This window comes from Pseudomonas sp. Pse35, assembly GCF_024519715.1.
GTDB lineage: Bacteria > Pseudomonadota > Gammaproteobacteria > Pseudomonadales > Pseudomonadaceae > Aquipseudomonas > Aquipseudomonas paracarnis.
In genome coordinates, this window is the sequence record NZ_JALJRP010000020.1 from 91,716 (window position 1) to 106,331 (window position 14,616).

The following is a 14,616-nucleotide window of genomic DNA, read 5'->3' on the forward strand; positions in this document are numbered from 1 at the left end:
CCATGCAGGTCAGCAAATCGAACAAGCTCGCCAACGTCTGCTATGACATTCGCGGCCCGGTGCTCAAGCACGCCAAACGCCTGGAAGAGGAAGGCCATCGCATCCTCAAGCTGAACATTGGCAACCCGGCGCCGTTTGGTTTCGAAGCGCCGGACGAAATCCTTCAGGATGTGATCCGCAACCTGCCGACCGCCCAGGGTTACAGCGACTCCAAGGGCCTGTTCAGCGCGCGCAAGGCGGTGATGCAGTACTACCAGCAGAAGCAGGTCGAAGGCGTCGGCATCGAGGACATCTACCTGGGCAACGGCGTGTCCGAGCTGATCGTGATGTCCATGCAGGCGTTGCTCAACAATGGCGATGAAGTCCTGGTGCCAGCCCCGGATTACCCGCTGTGGACCGCCGCCGTGACCTTGGCGGGCGGCCACCCGGTGCATTACCTGTGTGATGAGGGCGCCGACTGGTTCCCGGACCTGGCCGACATCAAAGCCAAGATCACGCCCAACACCAAGGCCCTGGTGATCATCAACCCGAACAACCCCACTGGCGCCGTGTACTCCAGGGAAGTATTGCTGGGCATGCTGGAACTGGCGCGTCAGCACAACCTGGTGGTGTTCTCCGACGAGATCTACGACAAGATCCTCTACGATGACGCCGTGCATATCTGCACCGCCTCCCTGGCCCCGGACCTGCTGTGCCTGACCTTCAATGGCCTGTCCAAGTCCTACCGCGTGGCGGGTTTCCGCTCCGGCTGGATCGCCATCTCCGGCCCCAAGCACAATGCGCAAAGCTACATCGAAGGCATCGACATGCTGGCCAACATGCGCCTGTGCGCCAACGTACCGAGCCAGCATGCGATCCAGACCGCCCTCGGCGGCTACCAGAGCATCAACGACCTGATCCTGCCCCAAGGTCGCCTGCTGGAGCAACGTAACCGCACTTGGGAGCTGCTCAACGCTATCCCCGGCGTGAGCTGCGTGAAGCCCATGGGCGCGCTTTACGCGTTCCCGCGGATCGACCCGAAAGTCTGCCCGATCCTCAACGACGAGAAGTTCGTGCTCGACCTGCTGCTGTCAGAAAAACTGCTGGTCGTGCAAGGTACCGCCTTCAACTGGCCATGGCCGGATCACTTCCGCGTGGTGACATTGCCACGTGTGGATGACCTGGAGATGGCGATTGGTCGCATCGGTAACTTCCTGAAGTCCTATCGCCAGTAAGGCAATTGACGCTGTACGACTCTCAAAGGGTCGTACAGCGATTATCTGGCAACACTTCTGTGTCACTTACTTGCGGTTGTACTTCATTTGGCCCCTGCCTATGACGTGCCCCCTATAATCACGGGGCGACAGGGTAGCATCGGGTCGAGCAAGGCTGACAATACAGGTCGGAAAATCCCTTCAAGGCCCTACGCCAACGGTGTAGGACACAGTTTGAAATAGTCCCCCGGTTGAATCACCCCATGCCGCACCTTATATACCCCGCAGTGAGCGACATATTAAGCATGAGGAGAATTCTACAACCATGATGCGCATCCTGCTGTTCTTGGCCACTAACCTGGCAGTCGTACTGATTGCCAGCGTCACCCTGAGCCTTTTTGGCTTCAACGGGTTCATGGCGGCCAATGGGGTTGATCTGAACCTCAATCAGCTGCTGATTTTCTGTGCAGTCTTTGGTTTTGCCGGTTCGCTGTTCTCGCTGTTCATCTCCAAGTGGATGGCAAAGATGAGCACCAGCACCCAGATCATCACGCAACCACGCACTCGCCATGAACAATGGCTGATGCAAACCGTGGAGCAGTTGTCTCAAGAAGCAGGCATCAAAATGCCCGAAGTCGGGATTTTCCCGGCTTATGAGGCCAACGCCTTTGCGACCGGCTGGAACAAGAACGACGCGCTGGTGGCCGTGAGCCAGGGCCTGCTGGAGCGGTTTTCGCCCGACGAAGTCAAGGCGGTGCTGGCCCACGAGATCGGGCACGTGGCCAACGGTGACATGGTCACCCTGGCGCTGGTACAGGGCGTGGTGAACACCTTCGTGATGTTCTTTGCGCGGATCATCGGCAACTTCGTCGACAAGGTCATCTTCAAGAACGAAGAAGGCCGTGGTATTGCCTACTTCGTGGCGACCATTTTCGCCGAGCTGGTCCTGGGTTTCCTGGCCAGCGCCATCGTGATGTGGTTCTCTCGCAAACGCGAGTTCCGCGCAGATGAAGCCGGCGCACGCCTGGCGGGCACCAGCGCAATGATCGGCGCGCTGCAACGCTTGCGCTCCGAACAGGGCCTGCCGGTGCATATGCCCGACAGCCTGACCGCCTTCGGCATCAACGGCGGCATCAAGCAGGGCCTGGCTCGCCTGTTCATGAGCCACCCGCCGCTGGAAGAGCGGATTGACGCACTGCGTCGCCGGGGCTGATAGCCGGATGACTCAACAAGGGGGCGATCTGATCGCCCCTTTTTGTGCCTGCTGATTTCACCGCTCTCTGTAGGAGCGAGCTTGCTCGCGAAAAACTCGCAGGCGCCGCGTTCATTTAGCAAGCACGCGTTATCGTTGACGTCTTTCGCGAGCAAGAACTAGGCGTCCCTCGCTCCTACAAAAGGAAAAACCCTTTTAGCGCCTGGTCAGCCGATAAGTACGCTCTTCAAGGCGAGTAACACCGTCCTGCAGGAACTTTCCGCTCTCCCTCAGGATGTCCCGCTCCTCCAGCCGCTCCAACGCCCAATGCAGTGCAAATAGCACCTGCACTTCCTCGTCCGTGACAGCAAAGGGTGGGCCGGCCTTCTGCCCTTGGTAGTAATCGAGGGTAATCAGCAAACCCTGGCAGCCTGAGGGCAGCAAGGCATTCAGATGCTCTGCGTATCGCGCGCGCATCAGTGGCGGCAATGCTATCAACGCTGCGCGGTCATAAACGGCGCTGCAACCGGCCAGCGCCCCGGCATCGAGGCTAAAGAAATCGCCACACCACAGCTCGATCATGCTGGCCTGGTAGACCTTGAAGGCGCCCTGCTGACTGATGTGCGGCACAAGCTCCTGCTCGCTGAAGAACGCCTCAACCGCCTGCTCCGACAGCTCCACGCCCATTACCGGGTACCCCTGGCTCTTGAGCCATACCAAGTCCAGGCTTTTGCCACACAACGGTACCAGCACCTTTGCCCCCTCGGGCAACCCCAGCACGGGCCAGTGCCGTTGCAAATAGGGATTGACCTCGCGCTGATGGAAGCCGATCTGATTGCTCGCCCAGCGGTCCTGCCAAAATTCAGGCTGCATGAATCACTCCGAAAATTCGATCAAAAGGCGCTAAAACTTATATTAGATTTAGATCGATGATCTGATTGAAGATGACTCCATCTTAACCCTCAGGACCCTGCTCATGCTCCCCAGCCTGTTTATCTCCCACGGCTCGCCCATGCTGGCCTTGCAACCCGGTGCCAGCGGTCCTGCGCTGCAGCGCCTGGCTGCCGAACTGCCACGGCCCAAAGCCATTGTGGTGGTGTCGGCGCATTGGGAAAGCCCGGACCTGCTGGTCAGCGGCAGTGCTGCCCCCGAAACCTGGCACGACTTCGGTGGCTTTCCGCGCGAGCTGTTTGCGGTGCAATACCCCGCGCCGGGTGACCCGCAGTTGGCCAGTGAGATCGTCGAACTGCTGCACGCCGACGGCCTGGCTGCACGTATTGACGAGCAACGCCCCTTCGACCACGGCACCTGGGTCCCGCTGTCGCTGATGTACCCGGCAGCGGACATCCCGGTGGTACAAGTGTCCTTGCCCAGCCGCCTGGGCCCGGCTTTGCAGACTCGAGTCGGGCATGCACTCGCGAGCCTGCGCGAACAGGGTGTGCTGCTGATCGGCTCCGGCAGCATCACCCACAACCTGGGCGAACTGGATTGGCGCGCCGGGCCGGAGACGATTACATCGTGGGCCCGGGAATTTCGTGACTGGGTGGTCGACAGACTCGCGGCCAATGATGACGCCGCCTTGCATGACTATCGCCGCCAGGCGCCACATGCCGTGCGCAGCCATCCCAGCGATGAACATTTGCTGCCGCTGTACTTTGCGCGGGGTGCGGGCGCAGATTTCAGCGTGGCGCACCAAGGCTTCACACTGGGTGCCTTGGGCATGGATATCTATCGCTTTGGCTGAAACCGTTATACCTGTGGGAGCTGGCTTGCCTGCTCTCACAGTTGATCGCGTCGGAGCCTAAAACATGAGGCGAAAAAAAATCCCCGAACCAGTCGGGGATTTTTTATGTGCGATCAATCAGCCCAAGGGCGGATCAATCTTCGCGGTAGCGACGCAGCTTGAGCTGCTTACCGGCAACGCGAGTGTCTTTCAGCTTGGCCAGCAGTTTTTCCAGGCCGTCTTCCGGCAACTCCACCAGGGAGAAGCTGTCACGCACCTGGATGCGACCGATGGCTTCACGTGCCAGGCCACCCTCGTTGAGGATAGCGCCCAGCAGGTTCTTGGCAGCGATACCATCACGCGCACCCAGCGCGGTACGGCAACGAGCACGGCCTTCAGCCAATGGCACTGGAGCACGACGCTCACGGTCACCACGGTCTGGACGGTCACCGGAACGCTCTGGACGATCACCGCGTGGCGCGCTGTTCGGAACCAGTGGACGTTCTTTTTCGATGGCTGCCAGGGTCAGGGCCTGACCATTGGTAGCTTTGCGCAGCAGGGCTGCAGCCAGGGCACGCGGGGTGCAACCGATATCGGCGGTCAGGCGGTCCAGCAGGTCGCCGTGGGTCGATTCAGCGTCAGCCACCAGTGGCGCCAGGCTGTTGGTCAGTTTCTTGATGCGCGCATCGAGAACGGCCTGGGCATCCGGCAGGCGGACTTCGGCAACTTTCTGGCCGGTAACACGCTCGATCACTTGCAGCATGCGGCGCTCACGTGGAGTCACCAGCAGCAACGCACGACCTTCGCGGCCGGCACGGCCAGTACGGCCGATACGGTGAACGTAGGACTCTGGATCGTAAGGCATGTCAACGTTGAACACGTGGGTGATACGTGGAACGTCGAGGCCACGGGCAGCAACGTCGGTCGCCACAACGATGTCCAGACGGCCATCCTTGAGGGAGTCGATCACACGCTCACGCTGGTTCTGGGCAATGTCACCGTTCAGCGCAGCGGCTTTGTAGCCTTTGGCTTCCAGGGCGCTGGCCAGGTCCAGGGTCGCTTGCTTGGTGCGCACGAACATGATCAGGGCGTCGAAGTCTTCGACTTCCAGCAGGCTCAATACAGCCGAGGTCTTCTGGTCAGCGTGAACCAACAGGTGAGCCTGTTCGATCGCGGTAACGGTCTGGGTCTTGGTCTGGATCTTCACGTGCTCCGGATCGCGCAGGTGGCGTTCGGCAATGGCACGGATGGACTGCGGCAGGGTAGCCGAGAACAGTACGGTCTGACGGGTCGCTGGCAGCGCCTTGAAGATGACTTCCAGGTCATCCATGAAGCCCAGCTTCAACATTTCGTCAGCTTCGTCCAGAACCAGGTGGTTCACGGTCGACAGGACTTTTTCGTCACGACGCAGGTGGTCGCACAGACGGCCCGGAGTGGCGACAACGATCTGTGCGCCATTGCGGATTGCCTTGAGTTGTGGGCCCATAGGCGCGCCGCCGTAAACGGCCACAACAGTTACACCCGGCATTTGCTTGGCGTAGGTTTCAAAGGCGGTTGCTACTTGCAGCGCCAACTCACGGGTTGGCGCCAGGATCAGGGCTTGCGGCTCGCGCTTGGCAGGATCGATGCAATGCAGAATAGGCAGGGCGAACGCGGCGGTTTTACCGGTACCGGTTTGCGCCTGGCCAATCATGTCCTTACCGGCCATGATGATCGGGATCGATTGCTGCTGAATCGCCGAAGGTTCTTCGTAGCCGGTCGCTGCGACGGCTGCAAGAATATTCGGGTTAAGATTAAAAGCGGCGAAGCCGCCGGTTTCCTGGGTCATGGGTCTGCCTCTAAGTGCATCCGCAAAGACCCATGCTCCAAAGCTGCGCATGCCGTGTTGAGACTCAAGAGTCGCCCTGGCTGCTTTGTCGGCGGGGATTTGCGAAAACGAATGAATGAAAAAGATTCGTCAAGGAAGAGTCCGCTGTGCGGACGTGCAGCCGAAGCTGACTTCGGGGAATTGCGCTACCTAAACGCGGCCCGGTTAAAGGCCGGCGCGCACTATACCGGAAATAGCTGAAAAAGGGAGCTTTTTTTATCGCCAGGCGCCGATAAACCGCACTGGGTCACGCGCTTTGCAGATCCATGCGCCAGGGTCTATTTTTCAAAGGCCCGGCCCTGTTGGTTATCGAGCTTAAACGGTTCACCCACCCATTGAGACCCTTTGGTCTGAAACCTCACCTGCGCCCCGAGGGCACACCCGATGAATCAAGCCAGCAGTAGCCGTGTCAGCCGCGCACTTGAGGGCCATGTTCTATTGCTAGGCCTGGACCGCGTGGCCAAGCGCAACGCCTTTGACCTGGATTTGCTCAATGAACTGAGCCTGGCCTATGGCGAATTTGATCGAAACGATGACGCACGGGTGGCCGTGGTGTTTGCCCATGGCGATCACTTCACCGCAGGACTGGACCTGGCCAATGTCAGCGGCGTAATGGCCGGCGGCTGGCAACCGCCGCTGGGAGGGTGCGACCCGTGGGGGGTGTTTGCCGGCCCGCGCGTGAGCAAGCCGGTGATCGTCGCCGCCCAAGGTTACTGCCTGACCATTGGTATCGAGTTGATGCTGGCGGCGGATATCAACCTCTGCGCCAGCAATACCCGCTTCGCCCAGATGGAGGTGCAACGCGGCATCTTTCCGTTTGGCGGCGCGACATTGCGCTTTCATCAGATTGCCGGCTGGGGCAATGCGATGCGTTGGCTGCTCACCGGCGACGAATTCGACGCCCATGAGGCCCTGCGCCTGGGGTTGGTGCAGGAAGTGATAGCCAGTGAAGACCTGTTGCCCCGTGCCATTGAATTGGCCAACCGCATTGCCCGCCAGGCGCCGCTGGGTGTGCAGGCAACGTTGATGTCGGCACGCCTGGCGCGCATGGAGGGTGAGGCCGTCGCAGCCGCCGCGCTGCCGCCCATGGTGGATAAACTGCTCAACAGTGAGGACGCCAAGGAGGGTGTTCGGGCGATGGTCGAGAAGCGGCCCGGGGTGTTCAAGGGGATTTGAACAAACTGAATTAGCCGTCGCCAGTGAGAGCCTCTTCGCGGGTAAGCCCGCTCCCACAGGGGATTGCATTTCAACACAGAGTGCAACTCGACTGTGGGCTTGCCCGCGAAAGCGTCCGAACTGACAACTAAGTTGCTGGCCGAATCGCCTTGATCAACGGCTGCAACGAATACCCCAATCGCGGCGCCAAGGCTTCGGCGCGGGCTGATAGCGCATCCAGGTCCAGCACCTGATCCAGCTCCGAAGGCACCAATAGAATCACATTGCCCTCCTTCACCGGCAGCTCCCAGTAATGCCGGTGGTACAACCCACGCAGCAACGCCGCCCCCAGCGGCTTGCCGTCATCGGTGGCCCACTGGTTGATCACCAGCCAGCCGCCGGGGTTGAGTTTCTTCTGACAGTTTTCCAGGAAGGTCCAGGCCAGATGCCCCACGCCCGGGCCGACATCGGTGTAGAGGTCGACGAAAATCAAATCGGCCGATTCAGCACTGTCGAGCAATTGCAGCGCGTCACCAATGCGGATGTACAAGCGCGGATCGTCATCCAGCCCCAGATATTCAATCGCCAGGCGCGGCACATCGGGGCGCAGCTCAATGGCTTCGACATCCTCCAGCGCCAGGAACTTGAGGCATGCCTGGGTCAACGTGCCCGCGCCCAGGCCGAGGAACAACGCACTTTCCGGCTGTTCATGGCACAACGCGCCGATCAGCATCGCGCGGGTGTAGTCGTACTCCAGCCAGCTCGGGTCAGCAGTGAACACACAGCTTTGCTCGATGGCGTCGCCAAATTCGAGAAAGCGGTAATCAGCCACTTCAAGCACACGGATCATGCCGAATTCATCATGGACTTCGGCCAGCAGGCGCTCGACACGCTCCTCGCTCATCACTACTCCTAAAGGGTTTACCGCACGACAAAGGCGCGATTGTCGGCCAAGCGGCAACCACAGGTCACGCACTAATTGCTGCTAACATTGACGCCCTAACATCCACCTGCAAACGAGTTCATGATGAGCCACCCCTGGAGTCCCGATAGCTGGCGAGCCCTGCCGATCCAGCAGCAACCCCGATACCCGGACGCCGCGCACTTGGAGCAAGTGGAGCAGAGCCTGGCGAGCTACCCGCCCCTGGTGTTTGCCGGCGAAGCCCGCGAATTGCGCCGTCAGTTTGCCGAAGTGACCCAGGGTCGTGCCTTCCTGCTGCAAGGTGGCGATTGCGCCGAGAGCTTCGCCGAGTTTTCCGCCGCGAAGATCCGCGACACCTTCAAGGTGCTGCTGCAGATGGCCATTGTCATGACCTTCGCCGCCGGTTGCCCGGTGGTGAAAGTCGGGCGCATGGCCGGCCAGTTTGCCAAGCCACGTTCGGCCAACGATGAAACCATCGACGGCATCACCCTGCCCGCCTACCGTGGCGATATCGTCAACGGCATCGGCTTCGACGAAAAAAGCCGCGTGCCAGACCCGGACCGCCTGTTGCAGTCCTACCACCAGTCCACCGCCACCCTCAACCTGCTGCGCGCCTTTGCCCAGGGCGGTTTTGCCGACCTGCACCAAGTGCACAAATGGAACCTGGATTTCATCGCCAACTCCGCCCTCGCCGAAAAGTACAGCCAACTGGCCGACCGCATCGACGAAACCCTGGCCTTCATGCGCGCCTGTGGCATGGACAGCTCGCCGCAATTGCGCGAAACCAGCTTCTTCACCGCCCACGAAGCGTTGCTGCTCAACTATGAACAAGCCTTCGTGCGCCGCGACAGCCTGACCAACGATTACTACGACTGCTCGGCGCATATGCTGTGGATCGGCGACCGTACCCGTCAGTTGGACGGCGCCCATGTCGAGTTCCTGCGCGGGGTGAACAACCCGATCGGCGTGAAAGTCGGACCGAGCATGAACCCGGACGACCTGATCCGCCTGATCGACATCCTCAACCCGGATAACGACCCCGGCCGCCTCAACCTCATTGCCCGTATGGGTGCAGGCAAGGTCGGCGACCATTTGCCCAACCTGATCCGTGCCGTGCAGCGCGAGGGCAAGCAGGTGCTGTGGAGTTGCGACCCAATGCACGGCAATACCATCAAGGCCAGCAGTGGCTACAAGACCCGCGACTTTGCGCAGATCCTTGGCGAAGTGAAGGATTTCTTCCAGGTGCACCAGGCAGAAGGCAGCTATGCCGGCGGGATCCATATCGAGATGACCGGGCAGAACGTCACCGAATGCATCGGCGGCGCACGACCGATCACCGAAGATGGCCTGTCAGACCGCTACCACACCCATTGTGACCCACGGATGAATGCCGATCAGTCGCTGGAGTTGGCGTTCCTGATTGCCGAGACCTTGAAACAGGTAAAGCGCTGACGTTTTATCGACGGGGATGACGCCATCGCGGGCAAGCCCGGCTCCCACATTTGAACGCGTTTCTCTGTGGGAGCCGGGCTTGCCCGCGATAGGACCTTAAAAGCTGACATCCCGGTTCAGCATCGCAGCCCTCAACCGGGCAGTACTGGGCCGCTGGCAATTGAGCTGGATCTGTTCCAGCCCTAGCCAGTCGGCCATCTTTCGCAGGTTCAAGGCCAGCGCCAACATACCTTCCTCATCCAGCCCAGGTTCTTCCTCGTGCACGGCATGCACGGCCAGGCGCCCATGGGCACGCTCGGCCCGCAGGTCGACGCGTGCGGCAATGCGTTCGTTGTGGAGAAACGGTAGGACGTAATAGCCGTACACGCGTCTTTCTTGCGGCGTGTAGATCTCCAGGCGATAGCGAAAGTCGAACAAGCGCTCGGTGCGGCTGCGCTCCCATATCAGCGAATCGAACGGCGACAACAATGCACTGGCCGGCACGTTGCGCGGCAGTTTGGGCACCGCCAGGCAATACGCTGGTTGTTTCCAGCCCCGCACCTGGCACGCCAGCAGTTGCCCATCCTCAACCAGCTCGGCCAAGCGGTTGCGGCTGTCGGCGGGGTCGAGGCGGAAATAATCGCGCAGGTCTTTTTCGGTGGCGACACCCAATGCAGTCGCACTGTGCAACAGCAAGCCACGCTGCGCTTCACCTTCACTCATGGAGACCCTGAGCACCTCTGCGGGAATAACACGCTCGGGCAGATCATAAAGCCGCTCAAACCCTCGACGACCGGCAACCGTGACCAGGCCAGCGGCGAACAGCCATTCCAGCGCGTGCTTTTCATCACTCCAATCCCACCAGGGACCGGCACGCTCCTCGCGGGTCGACAAGCTACCCGCCCCCACGGCGCCCTGCTGTTCGACGGTGCGCAACACGCGCTGAATCGTCGCCTGCTGCTCACGGCCAAAACGTGCCATCTGCGAATAGATCCCCTGCCCTTGCCGGGCGCGCTCCATACGCCAACCCATCAACGGGTACAGCGCCAAGGGCAGCAGCGACGCCTCATGCCCCCAGTATTCAAACAGAGAACGCCGCCGCCCCAGGCTCCAGGCCGCCTGCTCAAGAATCGATGGGGAATAAGAACCAAGGCGAGAAAACACGGGCAGGTAGTGGGAACGCACCAGCGCATTGACCGAGTCGATCTGTAAAACGCCCAGGCGCTCGATCAAGCGGTTGAGGTGCGTGGCCTTTACCTGTGCAGGCGCCTGGCGCCCGGAAAACCCCTGGGCAGCCAGCGCCATGCGTCGAGCTTGCTTGAGTGAAATACACAGGTCGGCGGGCATGGCGATCTCCATTGAGGCTCGCGCCCTACCCTACTGCATCCGGGCTTATTTTCGCAGCGGGTCTTCCCAGAAATGCCGATGGCTTTCCTGCGCGACGTCGGCGCGATTGAGCCCGATGTCCTTGAGTGCGTCATCGCTCAAGGTCGCCAGCATCTGCCGCTCCTGATGCAACAGTTGCCAACGCGCGAATGTGTGAAACAGCCCGGAAAACGGCCAGTTATCCGTCGATATGAAACCTTTTTGACCTTTCATCTTCTCGCCCTCCAGTGGGGATGACGACAGTGTGTGCCTGGCATTATGATCAATCCAACGAATGTTTCTTATGCATTACATCTCGGAGATTGATCAATTGTCCGCCTATCCCAGCATCGACACAGACGTGCTGCGCACCTTCGTCGCCATTGCCGACCAGGGCGGTTTCACCCGTGCCGGCGAGACCGTCAATCGCACTCAATCGGCGGTCAGCATGCAGATGAAGCGTCTGGAAGAAGACGTGTTGCAGCGCAAACTGTTCGAGCGCGATGGCCGGCAGGTACGGCTCACGCCCGAAGGCCAGGTGCTGCTGGGTTATGCGCGGCGCATCCTGAAATTGCACAGTGAAGTGTTCAATACCCTGCGCGAGCCGCATATGGTGGGATTGGTGCGCATCGGCACGCCGGATGACTATCTGATGCGCTTTCTGCCAGGGATCCTGAAACAGTTCTCCAAAGCCTACCCACTGATTCAAATCGAAATGCACTGCGAAGCATCGACCGTATTGATGCAACGGCGGGACTTGGCGCTGACCGTGATCAGCCGCGAGCCCGGCAATGATCTGGGTGAGTTGTTGCGTACCGAACGCATGGTATGGGCAGCATCACCGTGCTTTTGTGTGGAGGAGCACGATGCCCTGCCTCTGGCGGTGTCCGGCGACGAGTGCCTGTACACCCATTGGGCACGTGCGGCATTGGACGCGGCCGGGCGAGATTATCGCCTGGCCTATCACAGCTCTAACGGAGCAGCGATCCTGGCGGTGGTGAGTGCGGGCCTGGCGGCGATGGTCAGCATGGAAAGCCTGGTCACCGACGACCTGCGAGTGCTCGGCAGCGACGAAGGCTTCCCGCCTTTGCCGTCGATGAACCTGCGCTTGCTGCGTAACCCGCAGATGACCTCGCCGATCACCGAGTGCCTGGCGGACTACATCGTCGAAGGCTTCAAACTTTAAAGGTAAGCATCACCGCGCACACCACCAAAAAGCCACAGAACAGGCCGCGCAACAGGCGCTCCGGCAAGGCATGAGCCACTTTCACGCCCCAACTGATACTCAGCAGGCCACCCACCGCCAGCGGTAGGCCGATCATCCAGTCCACCTCGTGGTGCCAGGCATAGGTGACCAGGGTCACACCGGTACTGGGCAACGCCAAGGCCAACGACAACCCTTGGGCAACCACTTGAGTAGTGCCGAACACACTGGTGAGTACCGGTGTGGCCACCACCGCGCCGCCGACCCCGAACAGCCCGCCCATGGAGCCGGATGCCGCGCCCAAGACGCCAAGCCAGGGCCAGGAATAACGCATTTGCGTGGTGGGCGGCGCGTTGCGGGTGAACATGCGCAGCAGGTTGTAGGCAGACAGCGCCACCAAGAACGCAATAAAACCAATGCGCATGGCGCCCGCATCCAGCCCCACCGCCCAGATCGATCCCAGCCAGGCAAAGCAAAAGCCGGTCACACCCAAGGGTAAGGCGTGACGCAACTCGATGCGGTTACGTTGGTGATAGCGCCACAGGGCGAGCATCACGTTCGGCACGACCATGACCAAAGCGGTGCCCTGGGCAATTTGCTGATCCAGCCCGAACAACACGCCGAGTACCGGGATAGCAATCAGCCCGCCGCCGATGCCAAACAGCCCACCCACGGTGCCCAACGCCGCACCCAATGCCAAGTACATCACTAGATCCCACACCGCTCGCTACTCCGCAATTCCAAGCTTTGCATGCTACGCAGTCGGCTCTGGCGCGGAAACGCACAGCAACGCACAATGGCTGTGCCAATCTCGCATAAGCGTCGAGCCATGAACCCCAACACCTTGACCGACCAACTCAGCCTGTTTCTGGATGTGCTGGAAGCCGGCAGCTTTTCCGCCGCCGCGCGCCGCCATCCGCTGACACCTTCCGCCGTGGCCCGGCGTATCGACAGCCTGGAGAACTCAGTGGGCAGCCGCCTGTTCCAACGCAGCACCCATGCAGTAGTGCCCACCTCGGCGGGCCTGGCCTTTGCCGAGCGGGCACGACGGATTGTCAACGAGTTGCAGCTGGCGCGGGCTGAAGCGGTCTCGCTGAGCCATGCGCCGGAGGGGTTGATCCGGGTCGATGCGCCCGCAGCATTCGGCCGCCGGCATCTGGCGCCGGTCATTGCGGACTTTTTAAACCTGTACCCAGGACTGGACGTGCACCTGCACTTGATCGACAGCTTTGTCGATATGCAGGGCGCGCATCTGGGCAAGGTCGATCTGGTTCTGCGCGCTGGGCATATTGTCGATACCCGGCTGGTCGCTACGCCGTTGGCGAGCATTGTGCGTATCGCCTGCGCCAGCCCCGCGTACCTGAAAAGCCGTGGCACGCCGGCCCATCCTCGAGAGCTGAGCGAACATGAGGGCCTGGACTGGGACGGGCTGGCGCCAATGTTCGCCTGGCGCTTCGAACTGGACGGGCGTCGCACCACCTATCGCCCCCGGCGCATCCGCATGAGCGCCAACAATGCCGAAGCCCTGCTTTCGGGTGCACTGGCCGGGCTGGGCATCGCTCATCTGCCGACCTGGTTGGCCAGTGAATACCTAGTACGCGGTGAGCTGTTGCCGCTGTTTTGTGAAGACGGTTTGCCGAGCCCGGAAACCGCCGGCATTTATGCGCTGCGCCTGGAGCAACAGCCCAATGCGCGCAGCCGATTGTTGCTTGAATATCTTAAATCCCGTTTCAGCCCGGTGCCGCCTTGGGATCTGGCATTGCAAAGTGGCTTGGTCTGACGCCTCCGGCAAGAATTACCTGGCGCATTAAAGATTTGCCCGCTAGATTCCAGGCCAGACATGCTTTTTCGAGACGCCACCATGAGCAAAAACCCTGATCCTTGCGAATCGCTGTTGCTGGACAACCAGCTGTGCTTCGCCCTGCACTCTACTTCATTGCTGATGACCAAGGTCTACAAGCCGCTGCTCCAAGCCATCGGCCTGACCTACCCGCAATACCTGGCCATGATGGTGCTGTGGGAAGAGGATGAATTGACCGTCAGCGAAATCAGCAGCCGCCTGCTGACGGACCCAGGCTCCATGACGCCACTGCTCAAGCGCCTGGAAGCCGAGGGCCTGCTCAGCCGTACCCGCAGCCGCGAAGATGAACGAGTGGTAGTCGTGGAACTGACCGACACCGGGCGCGCCTTGCAGGAGAAGGCCAAGGATGTTCCACAATGCATCCTGGGCGCCAGCGGGATGGCGCTGGAGCAATTGCGCAAGCTGCAAGGAGACCTGATCGCGTTGCGCGCCAATCTGCAAACCAGCCTCTGACGCAACGCACACCTAAAAAGTGGGAGCTGGTTTGCCTGCGATGGCCATAGGTATCTACACAACTTCGGCACGACGCTAAATCGGTGGCGAGGGAGCTTGCTCCCGTGACGGCCTGGCAGCCGACACAGATATAACTGATGCCCCGCGATCCAAGGTGGGAGCTGGCTTGCCTGCGAAGACGGCCTGACAGTCAACACAGTTGGACCGTGTACATATCCATTCCTGCGGTAACGGCCACTTAGGGTTCCGC

Annotated in this window: 14 protein-coding genes; 8 read left to right on the plus strand and 6 right to left on the minus strand. The window is 60.6% G+C overall.

Going from position 1 to position 14,616, the window contains the following annotated elements; translation table 11 throughout:
• The first annotated feature begins 2 nt into the window (after window positions 1–2).
• Both OC445_RS17660 and htpX read left to right on the plus strand, forming a co-directional pair.
• Window positions 3–1,214: a pyridoxal phosphate-dependent aminotransferase gene (locus tag OC445_RS17660; protein ID WP_044273990.1), complete on the plus strand. Its 1,212-nt coding sequence runs from the start codon at window positions 3–5 to the stop codon at window positions 1,212–1,214.
• A 304-nt stretch (window positions 1,215–1,518) separates the two neighbouring features.
• Complete coding sequence (gene htpX / locus OC445_RS17665) at window positions 1,519–2,406, plus strand: protease HtpX (protein ID WP_003189904.1); 888 nt, start codon at window positions 1,519–1,521, stop codon at window positions 2,404–2,406.
• Between the two features lie 195 nt (window positions 2,407–2,601).
• Here the strand turns inward: htpX and OC445_RS17670 are convergent, their stop codons facing one another.
• The gene (locus OC445_RS17670; protein ID WP_181124391.1) at window positions 2,602–3,258 is read right to left on the minus strand and encodes a thiopurine S-methyltransferase; all 657 of its coding nucleotides are present in this window, start codon (window positions 3,256–3,258) and stop codon (window positions 2,602–2,604) included.
• 103 nt (window positions 3,259–3,361) lie between these two features.
• Between OC445_RS17670 and OC445_RS17675 the strand changes: the two genes are divergently transcribed.
• Entirely contained in the window at window positions 3,362–4,129 is a 768-nt protein-coding gene (locus tag OC445_RS17675) for a DODA-type extradiol aromatic ring-opening family dioxygenase (protein ID WP_089042692.1), read from the plus strand.
• Between the two features lie 133 nt (window positions 4,130–4,262).
• Here OC445_RS17675 and OC445_RS17680 read toward each other — a convergent pair whose 3' ends face one another.
• The gene (locus OC445_RS17680; RefSeq protein ID WP_014717677.1) at window positions 4,263–5,936 is read right to left on the minus strand and encodes a DEAD/DEAH box helicase; all 1,674 of its coding nucleotides are present in this window, start codon (window positions 5,934–5,936) and stop codon (window positions 4,263–4,265) included.
• A 423-nt stretch (window positions 5,937–6,359) separates the two neighbouring features.
• Here OC445_RS17680 and OC445_RS17685 point away from each other — a divergent pair, with 423 nt between their 5' ends.
• Window positions 6,360–7,151 (plus strand): crotonase/enoyl-CoA hydratase family protein, encoded by a 792-nt coding sequence (locus tag OC445_RS17685; RefSeq protein ID WP_072448170.1) that lies wholly within the window; start codon window positions 6,360–6,362, stop codon window positions 7,149–7,151.
• 127 nt (window positions 7,152–7,278) lie between these two features.
• On the opposite strand, the gene OC445_RS17690 is transcribed toward OC445_RS17685, so the two are convergent.
• On the minus strand, window positions 7,279–8,034 hold the full coding sequence (locus OC445_RS17690; RefSeq protein ID WP_034127149.1) for a spermidine synthase: 756 nt from the start codon (window positions 8,032–8,034) through the stop codon (window positions 7,279–7,281).
• Window positions 8,035–8,157: 123 nt separating this feature from the next.
• Between OC445_RS17690 and OC445_RS17695 the strand changes: the two genes are divergently transcribed.
• Entirely contained in the window at window positions 8,158–9,504 is a 1,347-nt protein-coding gene (locus tag OC445_RS17695; RefSeq protein ID WP_105226257.1) for a class II 3-deoxy-7-phosphoheptulonate synthase, read from the plus strand.
• 96 nt (window positions 9,505–9,600) lie between these two features.
• Here the strand turns inward: OC445_RS17695 and OC445_RS17700 are convergent, their stop codons facing one another.
• Both OC445_RS17700 and OC445_RS17705 read right to left on the minus strand, forming a co-directional pair.
• Window positions 9,601–10,830 (minus strand): winged helix-turn-helix domain-containing protein, encoded by a 1,230-nt coding sequence (locus OC445_RS17700; RefSeq protein ID WP_198790749.1) that lies wholly within the window; start codon window positions 10,828–10,830, stop codon window positions 9,601–9,603.
• Between the two features lie 45 nt (window positions 10,831–10,875).
• Entirely contained in the window at window positions 10,876–11,082 is a 207-nt protein-coding gene (locus OC445_RS17705; RefSeq protein WP_034127146.1) for a DUF1127 domain-containing protein, read from the minus strand.
• Window positions 11,083–11,152: 70 nt separating this feature from the next.
• Here OC445_RS17705 and OC445_RS17710 point away from each other — a divergent pair, with 70 nt between their 5' ends.
• Window positions 11,153–12,034 (plus strand): LysR family transcriptional regulator, encoded by an 882-nt coding sequence (locus OC445_RS17710; RefSeq protein WP_054920153.1) that lies wholly within the window; start codon window positions 11,153–11,155, stop codon window positions 12,032–12,034.
• On the opposite strand, the gene OC445_RS17715 is transcribed toward OC445_RS17710, so the two are convergent.
• Entirely contained in the window at window positions 12,024–12,773 is a 750-nt protein-coding gene (locus OC445_RS17715; protein ID WP_034127144.1) for a sulfite exporter TauE/SafE family protein, read from the minus strand. The two genes, OC445_RS17710 and OC445_RS17715, sit on opposite strands and share 11 nt — an antisense overlap.
• Before the next feature lie 108 nt (window positions 12,774–12,881).
• Between OC445_RS17715 and OC445_RS17720 the strand changes: the two genes are divergently transcribed.
• Both OC445_RS17720 and OC445_RS17725 read left to right on the plus strand, forming a co-directional pair.
• On the plus strand, window positions 12,882–13,832 hold the full coding sequence (locus OC445_RS17720) for a LysR family transcriptional regulator (protein ID WP_198790750.1): 951 nt from the start codon (window positions 12,882–12,884) through the stop codon (window positions 13,830–13,832).
• An 81-nt stretch (window positions 13,833–13,913) separates the two neighbouring features.
• Window positions 13,914–14,366 carry a MarR family winged helix-turn-helix transcriptional regulator gene (locus tag OC445_RS17725; protein ID WP_034127142.1) on the plus strand — a complete coding sequence of 151 codons (453 nt, stop codon included), beginning with the start codon at window positions 13,914–13,916 and terminating at the stop codon, window positions 14,364–14,366.
• The last annotated feature ends 250 nt before the right edge of the window (window positions 14,367–14,616 follow it).

What these genes read in the sequence shown, in the direction of transcription:
- OC445_RS17660 (WP_044273990.1), top strand. Translation starts at nt 3, where the DNA reads ATGCAGGTCAGCAAATCGAACAAGCTCGCCAACGTCTGCTATGACATT.
- htpX (WP_003189904.1), top strand. Translation starts at nt 1,519, where the DNA reads ATGATGCGCATCCTGCTGTTCTTGGCCACTAACCTGGCAGTCGTACTG.
- OC445_RS17670 (WP_181124391.1), bottom strand. Translation starts at nt 3,258, where the DNA reads ATGCAGCCTGAATTTTGGCAGGACCGCTGGGCGAGCAATCAGATCGGC.
- OC445_RS17675 (WP_089042692.1), top strand. Translation starts at nt 3,362, where the DNA reads ATGCTCCCCAGCCTGTTTATCTCCCACGGCTCGCCCATGCTGGCCTTG.
- OC445_RS17680 (WP_014717677.1), bottom strand. Translation starts at nt 5,936, where the DNA reads ATGACCCAGGAAACCGGCGGCTTCGCCGCTTTTAATCTTAACCCGAAT.
- OC445_RS17685 (WP_072448170.1), top strand. Translation starts at nt 6,360, where the DNA reads ATGAATCAAGCCAGCAGTAGCCGTGTCAGCCGCGCACTTGAGGGCCAT.
- OC445_RS17690 (WP_034127149.1), bottom strand. Translation starts at nt 8,034, where the DNA reads ATGAGCGAGGAGCGTGTCGAGCGCCTGCTGGCCGAAGTCCATGATGAA.
- OC445_RS17695 (WP_105226257.1), top strand. Translation starts at nt 8,158, where the DNA reads ATGAGCCACCCCTGGAGTCCCGATAGCTGGCGAGCCCTGCCGATCCAG.
- OC445_RS17700 (WP_198790749.1), bottom strand. Translation starts at nt 10,830, where the DNA reads ATGCCCGCCGACCTGTGTATTTCACTCAAGCAAGCTCGACGCATGGCG.
- OC445_RS17705 (WP_034127146.1), bottom strand. Translation starts at nt 11,082, where the DNA reads ATGAAAGGTCAAAAAGGTTTCATATCGACGGATAACTGGCCGTTTTCC.
- OC445_RS17710 (WP_054920153.1), top strand. Translation starts at nt 11,153, where the DNA reads ATGCATTACATCTCGGAGATTGATCAATTGTCCGCCTATCCCAGCATC.
- OC445_RS17720 (WP_198790750.1), top strand. Translation starts at nt 12,882, where the DNA reads ATGAACCCCAACACCTTGACCGACCAACTCAGCCTGTTTCTGGATGTG.
- OC445_RS17725 (WP_034127142.1), top strand. Translation starts at nt 13,914, where the DNA reads ATGAGCAAAAACCCTGATCCTTGCGAATCGCTGTTGCTGGACAACCAG.